Origin of the sequence: Methylobacterium sp. NPDC097929, assembly GCF_049543375.1 — a bacterium.
Taxonomy (GTDB): Bacteria; Pseudomonadota; Alphaproteobacteria; order Rhizobiales; family Beijerinckiaceae; genus Methylobacterium.
Window position 1 is genome coordinate 18,828 of sequence record NZ_JBMVEP010000014.1, and the last position, 14,845, is coordinate 33,672.

Genomic DNA, 14,845 nt, shown 5'->3' on the forward strand with positions numbered 1-14,845 from the left:
AAAAGATCGTCAAGTCCTCATTCCGGTGGTGTGGCTTTTGTGCGCTGTACGGCGCCGGAATGCGAAGCGAGGGCGTTCGGGGGCAGAAAGGCGCTTCCAGCCGGATTCGACCCCGCGTTACAGTGGCACGAATCCTCGGAGCGGGTGACCCGCGCGTCGGCGGCAAGCCGGACGCGACGGCGATCCTTTGGCCGGTTCCACCCTCGGTTTGGCTCCGAGGGCGCGGGCGGCCGGGTTCGGGTTGGTGGGGGACGGAAACATGGGTCTGGAGCGGGCGGCGCGCGCCCTGCCGCGCTTCGGCATCCTCGCCGTCGCGGCACCGGTCGCGGCGCTGGCCGAGGGCCTTCCGTCCATCGAAGCGAGGCCGATGCTGGGACCGATGCAGACGCACAACGTTGCCGGCCTCGCCGTCATCCTCGGCCTCGTCCTGTTCGCGACCATCCTGTCGCTGGTCTATCTGCGCGAGCGCGTGGGCTGGCTGCGCAAGGAACGCGCGCTGCAGGACGAACTCGCCCGCCTCGACGGCGCGCACGATCAGGCCGAGATGCTGCTCCACGCCGAGCGTCAGGTCATCGTCGCCTGGGCCGGGCGCGGCGAGCCGATGATCGTCGGCGATGCGGGCTTCGCTCAGGACCTCCGCAATCAGGATCCGCGGGGCCAGGACGCCTCACGCGGCCCCGAGGGCGGCGTGCGGCGCCTGCTCGCCTTCGGCACCTGGCTCACCGCCCAGGACGCGCAGCTCCTCGATTCCGCCGTCGCCGCCCTGCGCGAGCGCGGCACCGGCTTCCGGATGAACCTGCGCAGTCTCGCCGGCCGCTTCATCGAGGCTCAAGGGCAGGCCGTGAGCGGTCGGGCGCTGCTGCGCCTGCGCGAGACCACCGAGGAGCGGCGCGAGCTGATCGAGCTGCGCCACACGCTGGAGGAGGCCAAGCGCGGCCTCTCGGCGCTGGCCGGATTGCTCGACGCGCTGCCGCAGCCGGTCTGGCACCGGGGCACGGACGGGAGCCTCGCCTTCGTCAACGCCGCCTACGCCGCCGCCGTGGAGGCCCCGAACCGCGAGGCGGTGCTGAGCCAGGGTCTCGAACTGATCGACCGGCCCGCCCGCGAGCAGATCGCCCGCCAGCCGGGACGGCCGGGCCTGATCGGCCAGCCCCTGCGCCTCTCCGCCGTGGTGGCAGGCGCCCGCCGCACCCTCGACGTGACCGAGAGCGCCCTCGACAGCGGCCGGGTCGGCATCGCCGTCGACGTCTCGGAGTTGGAGAGCGTGCGCGCCGACCTGCAGCGGCAGATGGACGCCAACGTGCGCACCCTCGACCAGCTGCCGACCGCGGTCGCGATGTTCGACGCGCGCCAGCGCCTGATCTTCCACAACGCCGCCTACCAGCGCCTGTGGGACCTCGACCCCGCCTTCCTCGAAGGCCGTCCGCTCGACGGCGAGATTCTCGACCGCCTGCGCGGCGCCCGCAAGCTGCCGGAACAGGCCGATTTCCGCTCGTGGAAGGCCGACGTGCTGGCCGCCTACCGCGCGGTCGAGCCGACCGACACGCCCTGGTACCTGCCGGACGGGCGGACCTTGCGCGTCGTCGCCGATCCCAACCCGCAGGGCGGCCTGACCTACCTCTACCACGACGTCTCGGAGAGCATGAAGCTCGCCTCGCGCTACGACGCGCTGATGAAGGAGCAGGCCGAGACCCTGGAGGCCCTCAAGGAGCCGGTGGCGGTGTTCGGTGCTGACGGGCGCCTGACGGTCGCCAACCGCGCCTTCGCCGTCACGTGGCGACTCGACCCGGCGACGCTCGCGGGCAAGCCGCACGTCGATGCCGTGATCGCCGCCTGCCGGGCGCTGACGCCGGACCAGGGCGCCTGGGCCGGCATCCGCCAGTCGATCACCGGCCTCTCCGAGACCCGCAGCGGCCATGCCTGCCGGCTCGACATCAGCGACGGCACGGTGCTCGACTGCTCCTCGCAGCCCCTGCCGCTCGGCGCCACGCTGCTCACCTTCATCGACGTCACCGCCAGCGCCAACGTCGAGCGGGCGCTGACCGAGAAGAACGACGCCCTGGAGCGCGCCTCGCAGCTGCGCGACACCTTCGTCCACCACGTCTCCTACGAGCTGCGCTCGCCGCTCACCAACATCATCGGCTTCACCCAGTTGCTGGGCGACGAGACGGTCGGCGCCCTCAACGAGCGCCAGCGCGAGTATTCCGAGCACATCATGCGCTCGTCGGCCGCGCTGCTCGTCATCATCAACGACATCCTCGACCTCGCCTCGATCGATGCCGGCTCGCTCGAACTCCAGCGCGAGACCATCGACGTGCGCGCCACCGTGGAGGCCGCCGTGCGCGGCATCGAGGACCGGCTGGCGGAATCCGACATCCGCCTCGATCTCGACGTGCCGGAGGGCGTCGGCAGCGTCTTCGCCGACGGCAAGCGGGTGCGCCAGATCTTGTTCAACCTGCTCTCCAACGCGGTCGGCTTCTCCGAGCCCGGTCAGCAGGTCCGCGTCGAGGCGCGGCGCGAGGGGGCGGAGCTGAAGCTCACGGTGACCGATCGCGGCCGGGGCATCCCGCCCGAGGTGATCGACCGGGTGTTCGACCGCTTCGAGAGCAACACGCTGGGCACCAAGCATCGCGGCGTGGGCCTCGGCCTCTCCATCGTGCGCTCCTTCGTCGAGCTGCATGGCGGCCGCGTCGAGATCCGCTCCGTGCCGGGCAGCGGCACCCGCGTGGCCTGTCTCTTCCCCGTCGAGCCGGCCCCGGGCAGCGGGCGGCTTGCCGATCTCGACCATGTGGATGACGGGGCGCGGGGCGCGCCCGGAGCCGGGGCGAAGCTGGTCGCCCGTTCCGCGGCAGCCAATCTCGACGCCGCCGAATAGGCTGCGCCGCGCGTCGTCCGGGCGCCGGGGTCTCACGCCGGGCGCCGGAAACGGTTAATCATCCCCTGCTACGATCGGCCCGGTTTGGGGGACCGCATCAGGCTCCCGTTCATCGGGACACCCGCCGCCGGGCGCGGCGGGTCGGGCGTGAGGGACGCCGCATGCCGGTCCGAGGGGCCGGATCGCGGCTTGGCGGAGGGTTGAGGCGGTGAGCGATGATCGGGACGGCACGGCGGAGAACCCGCAGCCCGGCCAATCGCCGAATGAGGCTCAGCCGCAGCCCGCGCCGCGGCGGACGGCCTGGGAGGTGCTGCTGCCGGAGGAGGGGGCCACGGAAGACATGGCCGCCTTCCTCGCGGGCTTCCTGCGCCCCGGGGACATCGTCGCCCTGTCCGGCGGCCTGGGGGCCGGCAAGACCACGCTCGCCCGCGCCATGATCCGGGAACTCGCGGGCGATCCTGCGCTCGAAGTGCCGAGCCCGACCTTCACCCTGATGCAGCCCTACGAGACGCGCTCCGGCCGCACCGTGCTGCACGCCGACCTCTACCGCCTGCGCGGGCCGGACGAGCTGGTGGAACTCGGCTTCGACGAACTCTCCGAGACGGCGATCACCCTGGTCGAGTGGCCCGAGCGTCTGGGCGTGCGCGACGCGCCGACGCTGACCGTCGAACTCTCGCTGCGGGCGGAATTCGGCGAGGAGGCCCGCCTCGTGCGGATCGACGGCAGCCCGGACATGCGCGAGCGCCTCGCCCGCGCCCGCGCCATCCGCAGCCTGCTCGCCCGCAGCGGCTGGGACGAGGCCGACCGCCTGCACATGCAGGGCGATGCCTCGTCGCGCGCCTACGAGCGGCTGGTGAAGCCGAGCGGCGAGACCGCCGTGCTGATGATCGCGCCGCCCCGTCCCGACGGGCCCCCGGTCAAGGACGGCAAGCCCTACAGCGCGATCGTCCGGCTCGCCGAGAGCGTCCACGCCTTCGTCGGCATGGACCGGGCGCTGCGGGCGATCGGCCTCTCGGCCCCGAAGATCCTGGGCGAGAACCTCGATGCGGGCCTGCTCATCCTTGAGGATCTCGGCGCCGAGCCGGTCACCGAGAACGGCACGCCGCGGCCCGAGCGCTACGCCGAGGCCGTGCGGTTGCTGGCCAAGCTGCACGCCACCGATCTGCCCGCCGCCGTGCCGGTGAGCGAGGGGATCGACCACGTCATCCCGCCCTACGACCTCGAAGCCCTGCTGTTCGAGGCCGAGCTGATGCCGGAATGGTACGCGCCCGCCATCCGCCGCACGCACTTGCCGCCGGAGGCGCGGGCGACCTTCCTCGACCTCTGGGCCGACGCCCTGCGGGAATTGCTGGCCGAGCCGCCGACCTGGACCCTGCGCGACTACCACTCGCCCAACCTGATCTGGCTGCCCGAGCGGACGGGGCTGGAGCGGGTCGGCGTGATCGACTTCCAGGACGCGGTGATGGGCCACCCGGCCTACGACGTGGCCTCGCTGCTGCAGGACGCGCGGGTCGACGCCAGCGCCGATTTCGAGCTGCGCCTGCTCGGGCTCTACATCCGCGAGCGCCGCTCGCGCGACATCGGCTTCGACATGCAGGCCTTCGCCCGCGCCTACGCGGTGCTGGCGGCCCAGCGCGCCACCAAGATCCTCGGCATCTTCGCCCGGCTCGACCGGCGCGACGGCAAGCCGGGCTACCTCGCCCACCTGCCGCGGATCGAGGGCTACCTCGCCCGCAACCTCGCCCATCCGGCGCTGGCGCCCCTGCGCGCGTGGCACGAGGCCCATCTCCCGAGCCTCGTGGCACAGCGGCCGGACGCCGCGCCTTGAGCCCTACCTTCCAACCGGACTCCTCGACGCGGCATGAGCGCTGAACCGAATTCCAGGACGATCACCCGCGCCTTCGTGCTCGCCGCGGGCTTGGGCAAGCGCATGCGGCCGGTCACGGCGACGCTGCCCAAGCCCCTGGTCGAGGTCGCCGGCAAGGCGCTGATCGACCACGCCCTCGACCGAGCGGCGGAGGGCGGCATCGAGACCGCGGTGGTCAACGTCCACTGGCTGGCCGACCTGATGGAGGGCCACCTCGCCCACCGCAGGGCCGCGCCGCGCATCGTCCTCTCCGACGAGCGCGCGGCGCTCCTGGAGACCGGCGGCGGGGTGAAGAAGGCGCTGGCCCATTTCGCGGGCGAGCCCTTCGTGGTGTTCAACTCGGACTCGTTCTGGCTGGAGGGGCCGCGGCCCAACCTCAACCGGCTGATCGAGGCCTGGGACCCGGAGACGACGGACATCCTGCTCTTGGTCGCCCCCACCGCCACGAGCCTCGGCTACGACGGCGCGGGCGATTTCGACATGGATGCCGACGGCCGCCTCGCCTGGCGGGGCGAGCGCGAGGTCGCGCCCTTCATCTACGCAGGCGTGGCGATCCTGAAGCCGGAGCTGTTCGCCGACACGCCGGACGGCGCCTTCTCCCTGACCCTTCTGTTCGACCGGGCGGCGCGGGCCGGCCGCCTCCAAGGCCTGCGCCTCGACGGGCAGTGGCTCCATGTCGGCACGCCGGAGGCGATCGACGCGGCCGAGGCGCGGGTGCGCGACAGCGCGCGGATCGTTTGAGCGGCGCATCCGTTGTCGGTGCCGACGCCGGGATTTTCGAGACGATGGGCTTTCTCCACGACACGGTCGAGCGGTTCCGCACGACGCTCAAGGCCTATGCCGGCGACGAGACGCTGATGCAGGCGGCGGTCTCGGCCTGCGCCAACGTCGCGGTCGCCGACGGCGAGCTGATGACCGAGGAATTCGAGACGGCGCTCGAGGGGATGCGGGCCAACCCGATCCTGGAGAAGGGCTACGACGCCCTGATGCTGGAGCACGCCTTCTACGAAGGGCTCGGCCGCGCCCGCACCCGCTCCGGCCGCGCGGAGAACCTCGTGCGGATCGCCGCCATCGCCGGGCGGCCCGAGGAGCAGCGCCGCAGCGTCTTCCTCCTCGCCGCGGACGTCGCCGACCACGAGGGCATCGGCCGCGAGGAGGATGCGGCGCTGGCCGAGGTGGCCGGCGCCCTCTCGCTCGACAAGGCCGGGCTGCTCGCGCGCTTCCCGGAGCTGTGAACCGGCGCTTTTCGGCGATTCCGGTCATCCGCCCTTAAGCCTCTTTCTCAAGCGCCGCTTCACGCGCCCCTGTCACTCTGCACGTTCGAGACGCCGGATGCCCGGCGGGCGGAGCGCGTGATGCAGCCGATGACCCTGGCGGTGACCGTGATGAGCCTGAGCGTGGCGGCGGCCATGCTGGCGCTGATCGTGGTCTCGCTCCGCCGCCGCGAACCCGTCGTCCAGGATTCGGACATGACGGAAGCGCTCCAGGACCGGCTCTGGCAGATCGCCGAGAGCGAGGAGCGCTACCGGGTGCTGGTGGAGGCCACCACCCAGGCGGTGGTACAGCGGGACGGGCAGGGGCGCATCACCTTCGCGAGCGAGGGCTTCGCCGCCCTGCTCGGGCTCCGGCCCCTCGACCTGATCGGCTCGACGCTGACCCCGCAGGTGGTCGAGCACGGCGCGGTCGAGCAGCGGCCCGACGGGGTGCGGGTGGTCGAGGAGCGGCTGGTGCCGGTGGACGGCGTGCCGCGCTGGTTCTCCTTCGTCGAGATGCCGGCGGCGGGCAGCGAGGGCAGCCCGAACTGGCTGCGGGCGGGCAAGGACGTGACCGAGCGCGTCGAGGCGGTGCGCTCCCTCGACGAGGCGAAGAGCCGGGCGGAGGCCGCCAACGTCGCCAAGTCCCGCTTCCTCGCCACCGTCAGCCACGAGCTGCGCACGCCGCTCAACGGCATCCTCGGCATGGCCGACCTCCTGCTCGATACCCGCCTCGACCCGGAGCAGCGCACCTACGTCGAGTCCCTGCGCACCAGCGGCAAGGCGCTGCTCGGCCTCGTGGACGGCATCCTCGACTTCTCCCGCATCGAGGCGGGCCGCCTCGACCTCGCCGCCGAACCTTTCGACGTCGCCGCCCTGGTCGAGGGCGTGGTCGAGCTGCTGGCCCCGCGCGCCCAGGACAAGGGCCTGGAGATCGCCCTCGACATCGCCGACGACCTCGTGGCCCTGCGCGTCGGCGACGCCGACCGGGTGCGGCAGATCCTGCTCAACCTCGCGGGCAACGCCATCAAGTTCACGCACAGCGGCGGCGTCGGCGTGAGCCTCGCCCGCGCGGGAGACGGCTTCAGCCTCACCATCGAGGATACCGGGCCGGGCATGGCGGAGGAGCGCATCCCGATCCTGTTCGAGGAGTTCGAGCAGGGCGACGACAGCGCCAGCCGGCGCCACGAGGGCACCGGCCTCGGGCTCGCCATCACCCGCCGCCTCGTGGAGCGCATGAACGGCACGATCGAGGCGCGCTCGACGCTGGGACGCGGCTCGACCTTCCGGGTCGTGCTGCCGCTGACCGCCTCCGACGGGGCGCAGGCGCCCCGGCCCGCGCCGAATCTCGCGTCGCGAAAGATCCTGATCGTGGCGGCCTCGCCCTTCCAGGCCACCTTCCTGGCCCGGCGGCTGGCGCGCTGCCGCGCGGCGGCCGTCGTCGTCGACAGCGCGGAGGCCGGCCTCGACGCCCTGGCGGGCGCCTCCTTCGACGCCCTGATCGCCGACCGCAGCCTCGGCGACGGCGCCGTGCGGGCGCTCGCGGCGGAGGGCAAGCGCTGCGGGTTACGCTGCAGCCTGATCCTGCTCTCGCCCTTCGACCGGCGCGAGTTCGGAGCGCCCACCGCGGCGGGCTTCGACAGCTACCTGATCAAGCCGGTGCGCGCCCGCTCCCTGTTCGACCGCCTGCTGGAACCGCGACCCGCCGCGGCCGGCTCGGCCGCGCCGCCGAGCGAGCCGGCGCCGGCGCGGGTCGAGGACGCGGTGCCGGGCCGGCGCGTGCTCCTGGCCGAGGACAACCCGATCAACGCGCTCTTGGCCACCAAGGCCCTGGAGCGGCTCGGCGCGCAGGTCACGCTCGCCCGCGACGGGCTGGAGGCGCTGGCGCTGATCGCGGACGCGCCGCGCTTCGACCTCGCCCTGATCGACATCCGCATGCCGGGCCTCGACGGCCTGGAGACCGCCCGCCGCATCCGCGCCCGCGAGGCCGAAACCGGTGCCGCCGCCCTGCATCTCGTGGCGCTGACCGCCAATACCGGGCGCGAGGACGTGGCCGCCGCCCACGCGGCGGGCTTCGACGGGTTTCTCGCCAAGCCCCTCAACCTGCGCGCCCTGCCCGGTCTTCTAGGGAACCGCGCCGAGGCCGCGTGAACACGAAAAGCGGCCCTCCTCCCTCGCCCTGGCGCGGATTCTGCCTCATGGTCCGCCCGTCGAGCTGACGGGACGCGCATGACGGCACTGAGCGAACGATCCATCGGGCAACGGCCGGGGAGGGTCCGGCCATGAAGCAGCTTCGATGGCTCGCGGCCCTGCCCGCGCTCGGCATGCTGGTGGGGCCGTTCGTGTTCAACCGGGTCGAGCCGATGGTGCTCGGCATGCCCCTGCTGCTGGCGTGGCTCGTCGCCTGCACGGTGGCGACATCGGCGATCATGGCGCTGATCTACCTCACCGATCCGGCCAACCGCGAGCCGGAGGACGGCGCATGAACGCGGCGCTTCCGATCATCGCGCTCGCCGTCGTGGTGGCGCTCGGCCTCGGCCTCTGGGCCCGGGCCGGGCACACCATGGACATGGAGCAGTGGAGCGTGGGCAAGCGCGGCTTCGGCACGCTGCTCGTCTTCCTGCTGATGGCCGGCGAGATCTACACCACCTTCACCTTCCTCGGCGGCTCGGGCTGGGCCTACGGCAAGGGCGGACCGACCTACTACATCCTCTGCTACCTCACGCTGATCTACGTCATCTCCTACTGGATCCTGCCGCCCGCCTGGCGCTTCGCCAAGGAGCGCGGGCTGTTCTCGCAGCCGGACTACTTCGCCGCGCGCTACGACAGCAAAAGCCTCGGCATCCTCGTGGCCCTGGTCGGGCTGGTGGCGCTCGTCCCCTACATGGTGCTCCAGCTCAAAGGCCTCGGCATCATCGTCGCCACCGCCTCCTACGGCGTGATCTCGCCGACTCTGGCCGTCTGGATCGGGGCGGGCACGCTCACCGTCTACGTCATGGTCTCGGGCGTGCGCGGCTCGGCCTGGACCGCGGTGCTCAAGGACTTCATGATCCTGTTCGTGGTGATCTTCCTGGGGATCTATCTCCCGTATCACTATTACGGCGGCATCGGCCCGATGTTCGAGGCCATCGACACGGCCAAGCCCGGCTTCCTGGCCCTGCCGGACCGGGGCCAGAGCGCGACCTGGTTCGCCTCGACCACGCTGCTCACGGCACTCGGGGGCTGGATGTTCCCGCACATCTTCGCCTCGATCTACACGGCGAGCGACGAGCGCACCTTCCGGCGCAACGCGGTGTTCCTGCCGCTCTACCAGCTCATGCTGCTGTTCGTGTTCTTCGCGGGCTTCGCTGCCGTGCTGCAGGTGCCGGGCCTGACGGGGCCGGACGTCGATCTCTCGCTGTTCAAGATCGCGCTCCAGACCTTCCCGCCGTGGTTCGTCGGCATCATCGGCGCGACCGGCGTGCTGACCGCGCTGGTGCCGGGCTCGATGATCCTGATCGCGGGGGCGACGCTGATCGCGCAGAACCTCTACCGACCGCTGGCGAAGGGCGCGACCGACGCCTCGACGGGCCGGCTCGCCAAGGGGATCGCGCCGCTGCTGGCGCTCGCCTGCGTCGGCTTCACCCTCTATGGGGGCGAGACCATCGTGCAGCTCCTGCTGATCGGCTACGCGGTGGTCACGCAGCTCTTCCCGGCCTTCTTCTTCAGCCTGTGGCCGAACAACCCGCTCACCCGCGCGGGGGCGATGGCGGGCATCCTGGCCGGCGTGGCCGCGGTGGCGGTCACGGTGGTCGGCGGCTACACGCTGGCCAAGCTGTTCCCCGGCCTGCCGGGACCGGTGCAGGATCTCAACATCGGCGTGGTGGCGCTCGCCCTCAACCTCGCGGTCGCCTTCGCCGTCAGCCTCGCCGGCGGCGGGGCGCGGCGGCCGGTTCGGCCCTGAGACACCGGCCGGGCGGCGCTCAGGCGGCGCCCGGCCCTCCCGCGCCCGCCTCGGACTCCGAGCGGGCGTCCTCGAAGGCTTGGCCGGTCCAGATCCGCACGGTGACCGTGGCGCGGCCGTCCTCGATCACGATGCGGTTATAGGCGTTGGGCTCGTTACCGCGCAGCCGCGTCGAGGTGGCGGAGCCGGCCTGTACGGCGAGCAGCCGCTTGCCGCTCCCCTGCATCGTGCCGCGATCGACCGCGACCGTATCGGGCTCGGCACCGCTCTCGGGCGCCTCGGCGAAGCGGGCGTAGTGCCGGTGGAGATGGCCCGCCAGCGTCAGGCCGACGCCGTGGCGGCGGAAGGCGTCGAGCGCCTCGTCGGCGCGGCCGACGAGGCGGGCCTCCGCGTCCCAGGGCGGCGGCATGAAGGGGTGATGGCCCACCACGATGCGGAAGACGTGGCCCGGCAACGCCGCCAGCCGCTCCTCGGTGCGGGCGATCTGCGCCCGGGTGATCTTGCCCTGCGACCAGTCCGTCTCCGGCGCCCAGGTCCGGACCGTGTTGAGGCAGACCACCGCGACCTCGTCGTCGAGGAAGGTCGGCTCGGTGTCCCGCGCGATGAAGCGCCGGTAGCGGCCGAACGGGTGGAAGAAGCGCGTCAGCAGCTTGAAATAGGCGATGTCGTGGTTGCCCGGCACCGCGATCCAGGGCGCGGAGAGCCGATCAAGGAAGGCGCACGCCTCCGCGTATTCCTTCCGCCGCGCCCGCATGGTGAAGTCGCCCGAGGCGATGATCAGGTCGGGCGCATCGCGGTTCAGCTCGGCGACGAGACCTTCGACCACCGCCGGATCGGTGCGCCCGAAATGCAGGTCGGAGATGTGGGCGATCCGTCTCACCGGCCGGGCTCCCGCGCGGCCGGGACGATCACGGTGAGGGCGCGCGGCTCGAGCCGGTAACGCAGGGGCGAGGCGATCAAGCGGATCTCTCCATCGTTCATCACCCGCAGCGCGCGCCGCCCCGCCGAGAGGGCGAAGCGGGTCGCGCCGCGGCGTTCCAGCCCAGGCAGAGCGCGCCAGCGGCCCAGGCCGAAGCCGAGGGCCAGCCGGGCGAGGCGCCAGGGCGGGAGCCGGCGGGCGATGTAGAGCGTCAACCCGCCGCCATCGACCCGGGTCCGCTCCAGAATCTGTCCCGGCCCCTCGGCGTAGTCGTTGTTGATCACCGCGAGCAGGCGAAGCCGCATCCGCATCCGCCGCCCGCCCACCGAAAGGACCGCCGACAGGCGTGGATAGGGTCCGAGATGGCGCAGGGTGGCGAGCGCGAGGCGCAGGAGCCCCGGCAGGCCGATGCGCCGCCCGCGAAAGCCCTCCCGGTGGCGGACCATGCGGGCGGGCATGCCGAGCACGGAATTGATGAGGAAGACGTGCCCGTTGACGCGGCCGACATCGACGGCGCGGGGCCGCCCCGTGCGCAGCGTGTCCACGGCCCCGTCGAGATCGAGCGGGATGCCGAGATCCTTGGCCAGCAGGTTCATGGTGCCCAGCGGCAGGATGCCGAGCGCCACGCGCCCGCCCGCGAGCACGCCGGCCGCGCAGTTGAGCGTGCCGTCCCCGCCCGCCACCGCCAAAGCTTCGACGCCCTGCGTGCCCGCGGCTTGCCGCAGCCGCTCGGCGAGCGGCAGGCTCTCCTCCGGCTCGGGCGCGAGGTCGAAGCCCGCCGCCGCGAGCCGCGCGCGGATCTCGGCCGGGGTGGGACCAGCCGCGAAGGCGCCCGACGCGACGTTGGCGACGAGGACGATCCGCATGTTCGGAAGTGCCGTGTGACCCGCCCGTGATCGCGCGGACATGGCAGGCGCGGGCGTCGGGCGTGTGACGGCGGCCCGGTCCCGCCGGATCAGCTCCGCGGGGGGCGCCGCTCGGCGATGCGCGCCTGGAACCAGTCCCGCAGCAGCTCGCGCTCGTAGAAGAAGGACTGCCCGGAGGAGGAGCGGGCGTAGCGCAGCAGGAAGTTGAGGTCGGTGACCGTCTCCTCGGCGGTGAGCAGGGTGCGGCCGCGCTCCTTCAGGGCGTAGCGCAGGCGGAAGCGCGGCGGGGTCACGTCGCTCACCACCCGCACGCCCTGGCTCGGACCGAAGCTCGGCTGGTCGAACCCGGCGAGGTCGATGTCGAGCACCGCGATGTCCAGCGTCTGGCCCGGGGCCAGCACCCGGTCGCCGAGCGTCTCGAACAGGCGCTGCATCTCCGCCAGCACGACCCGCCGGGACAGGCCGGAGCCGAAGCGGTTCTCGGCATCGGTGTAGCGCTCGGGCGCGACGAAGCTGAGCCGCACCTGCGCCGCCGCCGGAGCGGCGAAGGCGATCGGGGCGGCCAGGGAGGCCAGCAGCGCGAGCGCCGATGCCCTCACTGCTGCGAGCGCTTGATGATCGCCTGCAGGGCGCGGGCGACCGGCTCGGTGATCGTGCGCCGGTACTTGCGGTGAACGAGCTGCCCGTTGTGGTAGATATCCTGCTCGACGTAGAGCCGCTCGCCGTCCCAGCGGACGATGTTGTCGGACTCGGTCGTCTCCTCGACGCCCAGATCCTGGCGGAGGATCGGTGCGCCGGATGTCGTTTGCATGGAGCGGCCTCGGCCTTCGTTGAGGGAACGTCCCCTCCTGTTTAAGGCCTGTGCGCCCGCTGTGCCAGCGCCCTGCGCGCGCGCCGGGCGCTCTCGAAATTGTTTCCCCGTTTCGCTTCCGCCCCGTTGTCGCCGACGGGCCTCCGCCCGGGCGCGGCGCTCCGTCAGCGCACGATCACCTGATCCTTGATGCGCTGGTAGGTGGCGCGGTTGAGCACGCGCTTCGACAGCAACTGGTCGACCGAGGCGTAGGGGCGGTGCTGGATGACCGTGCGGCCGATGGCGCCGCCGCCCTTCAATCCGTTCAGTTCGGCGAGCGTGGCGGTATTGAGATCGACCAGGGCGATGGCCGGGGCGGGCGCGTTCTCCTCCGCCTCGGCGACCGGGTCAGGCTCGGGCGGGGCGGGCGCCGGCACGGCCGACGGCTGCGGGACAGGGGGCGCGGCCGGCGGCGGTGGCGCGGGAGCCGGTTGCGGCGCAGCTTGAACTGCGGATTGGGGCGCGGCCTGAGGCGCCTCGGAGCGCGGCGGCTCGGCCGGCGTCACGACCCGCACAGGCCCGGTCTGCGGCGGGGCTGCCGATGCCTTCGTCCGCCCGGTCTCCGCGGAGCCGGCCGCGGGTGGGGTGGGAGTCGAGGCCGGGCCGCCCAGCCAGACGTGCTGGATGATCCCGGCGATGCCCGCCGCCGCCACGATCAGGAGGAGAACCCGCAGGATCGCCGATCCGCTCAGCATATGCGCCCTTCGTCGAAGTTCGGCCGGCGGCCGGATGCGGGTTCGTCCGCCCGACCTCGGAGAGCGGCCCGTGCGTCGTCGGCGTTCCCGAGGCCGGGCGCCTTCGGCGTCGTCCCGTTCACATCTTAGTGCGCGTAAGCGCCTCGTACATCTGACAAGTCCGAGAGATCGGGCACGGTCCCGCTTCTCCCGCGGCCGATTCGCGGGACCGCCGGACCTTCGCGGAACAGCGGGTTCGGCCCTGAGAAGCCAGCTCAAGGTTGTGGCCGCACCGCATCAGATGGTGCCGGACGACGGGCTCCCCGCGGGAACGCAATACGGCCAAGCTCGTTTGGTGTATGCTCAAGCCTCGCGTCCGGGCTTTTCAGGTCATGTCGATGTCACACGGTTTCCGCTGGTCGCGCCTGCTCCTCGCCGCGGCGGTCGCCGGGCAGGCCGCCGCCTGCTCCTCGCTCCCGCGGACCAACTACACCAAGGCCGAGGCGGACGCCGCCACGGTCCCGGGCATGGTCGGCGTGCGGGCCTATGCCGACGCCAGCGCCGAGGACTTCCTGTCGATGACGGTCGGCCCGCAGAAGAAGCGGCAGGCCTTCAGCTACCTCGCCCTCTCGGGCGGCGGCGGGGACGGGGCCTACGGCGCGGGCGTGCTCAACGGCTGGACCGCTTCCGGCAAGCGGCCGGACTTCACCATCGTCTCCGGCGTCTCGACGGGCGCGCTGATCGCGCCCTTCGCCTTCCTCGGGCCGGCCTATGACAGCTATCTCAGCGATATCTACACCAGCGGCATCGCCGAATCGCTCGTGCAGAGCCCGAGCCTGTCCAACGTCCTGTTCGGCTCCGGCCTGTTCGGCGACGGGCGCCTGCGCAGCCTGATCGCCCGCTACGTGACGCCCGATCTGCTCCAGGCGGTCGCCGAGGAGCATGCCAAGGGCCGCCGCCTCCTCGTGGTGACCACGAACCTCGACACGCAGCGCGCGGTGATCTGGAACATGGGCGCCATCGCCGCCAGCGGGGCGCCCAATTCGGTGGCCTTGTTCACGGACGTGCTGACCGCCTCGGCGAGCATCCCGGCGGTGTTCCCGCCGCAATTCCTCGACGTGCAGGCGGAGGGCCGCGCCTTCCAGGAGATGCACGTGGACGGCTCGGTGGTGACGCCGGTCTTCACCCTGCCGCAGAGCTTCCTCGTGCGGGACGGACGTTTCCGCAACGCCGGCAAGGCCGACATCTACGTCGTCATCAACGGCCGGCTCGAGCCGGAATTCGAGGTGACCAAGAACAACACGCTCTCGATCGTGGAGAAGTCCTTCACCACGGCCAGCCGCGCCCGCTCGCGGGCCACGCTGGTGGCGACCGACGCCTTCGCCCGCCGCAACGGGCTCGGCTTCAACCTGACCTATATCGACGAGAGCGCGCCGCAGACCACGACGGCGCGGGGCTTCGACACGGCCTACATGCGCAGCCTCTATCAGTACGGCTACGAGGCCGGCCGCTCCGGCACCTTCTGGCACCCCAGCGTGCCGGCCGCCCCGCTGGTCAAGAGCGTGGTGCGCGAGGCGGTGGCAGGACGCTGAGCGGAC

Annotated in this window: 13 protein-coding genes; 8 read left to right on the forward strand and 5 right to left on the reverse strand. The window is 72.2% G+C overall.

Annotated features, from left to right (window positions below):
- The first annotated feature begins 259 nt into the window (after window positions 1-259).
- From ACPCJR_RS22565 to ACPCJR_RS22595, 7 genes are all read left to right on the forward strand, one after another.
- The gene (locus ACPCJR_RS22565; RefSeq protein WP_391515758.1) at window positions 260-2,875 is read left to right on the forward strand and encodes a sensor histidine kinase; all 2,616 of its coding nucleotides are present in this window, start codon (window positions 260-262) and stop codon (window positions 2,873-2,875) included.
- A gap of 208 nt (window positions 2,876-3,083) precedes the next feature.
- On the forward strand, window positions 3,084-4,703 hold the full coding sequence (tsaE, locus tag ACPCJR_RS22570; protein WP_391515759.1) for a tRNA (adenosine(37)-N6)-threonylcarbamoyltransferase complex ATPase subunit type 1 TsaE: 1,620 nt from the start codon (window positions 3,084-3,086) through the stop codon (window positions 4,701-4,703).
- A 33-nt stretch (window positions 4,704-4,736) separates the two neighbouring features.
- The gene (locus ACPCJR_RS22575) at window positions 4,737-5,483 is read left to right on the forward strand and encodes a nucleotidyltransferase family protein (RefSeq protein ID WP_391515761.1); all 747 of its coding nucleotides are present in this window, start codon (window positions 4,737-4,739) and stop codon (window positions 5,481-5,483) included.
- A 44-nt stretch (window positions 5,484-5,527) separates the two neighbouring features.
- Window positions 5,528-5,977 carry a tellurite resistance TerB family protein gene (locus tag ACPCJR_RS22580; RefSeq protein ID WP_391515763.1) on the forward strand — a complete coding sequence of 150 codons (450 nt, stop codon included), beginning with the start codon at window positions 5,528-5,530 and terminating at the stop codon, window positions 5,975-5,977.
- 120 nt (window positions 5,978-6,097) lie between these two features.
- Entirely contained in the window at window positions 6,098-8,146 is a 2,049-nt protein-coding gene (locus ACPCJR_RS22585) for an ATP-binding protein (protein ID WP_391515764.1), read from the forward strand.
- Window positions 8,147-8,277: 131 nt separating this feature from the next.
- Window positions 8,278-8,481, forward strand: coding sequence for a DUF3311 domain-containing protein (locus ACPCJR_RS22590; protein WP_391515766.1), 204 nt, complete (start codon window positions 8,278-8,280; stop codon window positions 8,479-8,481).
- Window positions 8,478-9,938 carry a sodium:solute symporter family protein gene (locus tag ACPCJR_RS22595; protein ID WP_391515768.1) on the forward strand — a complete coding sequence of 487 codons (1,461 nt, stop codon included), beginning with the start codon at window positions 8,478-8,480 and terminating at the stop codon, window positions 9,936-9,938. The genes ACPCJR_RS22590 and ACPCJR_RS22595 overlap by 4 nt, the downstream gene beginning before the upstream one ends.
- A 19-nt stretch (window positions 9,939-9,957) precedes the next feature.
- On the opposite strand, the gene ACPCJR_RS22600 is transcribed toward ACPCJR_RS22595, so the two are convergent.
- The 5 genes from ACPCJR_RS22600 to ACPCJR_RS22620 form a co-directional block, all read right to left on the reverse strand.
- On the reverse strand, window positions 9,958-10,818 hold the full coding sequence (locus ACPCJR_RS22600; RefSeq protein WP_391515769.1) for a metallophosphoesterase family protein: 861 nt from the start codon (window positions 10,816-10,818) through the stop codon (window positions 9,958-9,960).
- Complete coding sequence (locus ACPCJR_RS22605) at window positions 10,815-11,723, reverse strand: diacylglycerol/lipid kinase family protein (protein ID WP_391515771.1); 909 nt, start codon at window positions 11,721-11,723, stop codon at window positions 10,815-10,817. Before ACPCJR_RS22605 ends, ACPCJR_RS22600 begins: the two co-directional genes overlap by 4 nt.
- A gap of 89 nt (window positions 11,724-11,812) precedes the next feature.
- Entirely contained in the window at window positions 11,813-12,322 is a 510-nt protein-coding gene (locus tag ACPCJR_RS22610; RefSeq protein WP_391515773.1) for a DUF3016 domain-containing protein, read from the reverse strand.
- Window positions 12,319-12,534, reverse strand: a complete 216-nt coding sequence (locus ACPCJR_RS22615) for a hypothetical protein (RefSeq protein WP_110351010.1) — start codon at window positions 12,532-12,534, stop codon at window positions 12,319-12,321. Before ACPCJR_RS22615 ends, ACPCJR_RS22610 begins: the two co-directional genes overlap by 4 nt.
- Before the next feature lie 164 nt (window positions 12,535-12,698).
- On the reverse strand, window positions 12,699-13,268 hold the full coding sequence (locus ACPCJR_RS22620) for a ComEA family DNA-binding protein (RefSeq protein WP_391515775.1): 570 nt from the start codon (window positions 13,266-13,268) through the stop codon (window positions 12,699-12,701).
- 377 nt (window positions 13,269-13,645) lie between these two features.
- On the opposite strand from ACPCJR_RS22620, the gene ACPCJR_RS22625 reads away from it, so the two are divergent.
- A complete protein-coding gene (locus tag ACPCJR_RS22625) occupies window positions 13,646-14,839 on the forward strand; it encodes a patatin-like phospholipase family protein (protein ID WP_391515777.1) in 1,194 nt (397 codons plus the stop codon).
- Window positions 14,840-14,845: the final 6 nt, after the last annotated feature.

Excerpts from the sequence above, each read along its gene's own strand:
- ACPCJR_RS22565 (WP_391515758.1), top strand. The coding sequence starts at position 260 with ATGGGTCTGGAGCGGGCGGCGCGCGCCCTGCCGCGCTTCGGCATCCTC.
- ACPCJR_RS22575 (WP_391515761.1), top strand. The coding sequence starts at position 4,737 with ATGAGCGCTGAACCGAATTCCAGGACGATCACCCGCGCCTTCGTGCTC.
- ACPCJR_RS22580 (WP_391515763.1), top strand. The coding sequence starts at position 5,528 with ATGGGCTTTCTCCACGACACGGTCGAGCGGTTCCGCACGACGCTCAAG.
- ACPCJR_RS22585 (WP_391515764.1), top strand. The coding sequence starts at position 6,098 with ATGCAGCCGATGACCCTGGCGGTGACCGTGATGAGCCTGAGCGTGGCG.
- ACPCJR_RS22590 (WP_391515766.1), top strand. The coding sequence starts at position 8,278 with ATGAAGCAGCTTCGATGGCTCGCGGCCCTGCCCGCGCTCGGCATGCTG.
- ACPCJR_RS22595 (WP_391515768.1), top strand. The coding sequence starts at position 8,478 with ATGAACGCGGCGCTTCCGATCATCGCGCTCGCCGTCGTGGTGGCGCTC.
- ACPCJR_RS22605 (WP_391515771.1), bottom strand. The coding sequence starts at position 11,723 with ATGCGGATCGTCCTCGTCGCCAACGTCGCGTCGGGCGCCTTCGCGGCT.
- ACPCJR_RS22615 (WP_110351010.1), bottom strand. The coding sequence starts at position 12,534 with ATGCAAACGACATCCGGCGCACCGATCCTCCGCCAGGATCTGGGCGTC.
- ACPCJR_RS22620 (WP_391515775.1), bottom strand. The coding sequence starts at position 13,268 with ATGCTGAGCGGATCGGCGATCCTGCGGGTTCTCCTCCTGATCGTGGCG.
- ACPCJR_RS22625 (WP_391515777.1), top strand. The coding sequence starts at position 13,646 with ATGTCACACGGTTTCCGCTGGTCGCGCCTGCTCCTCGCCGCGGCGGTC.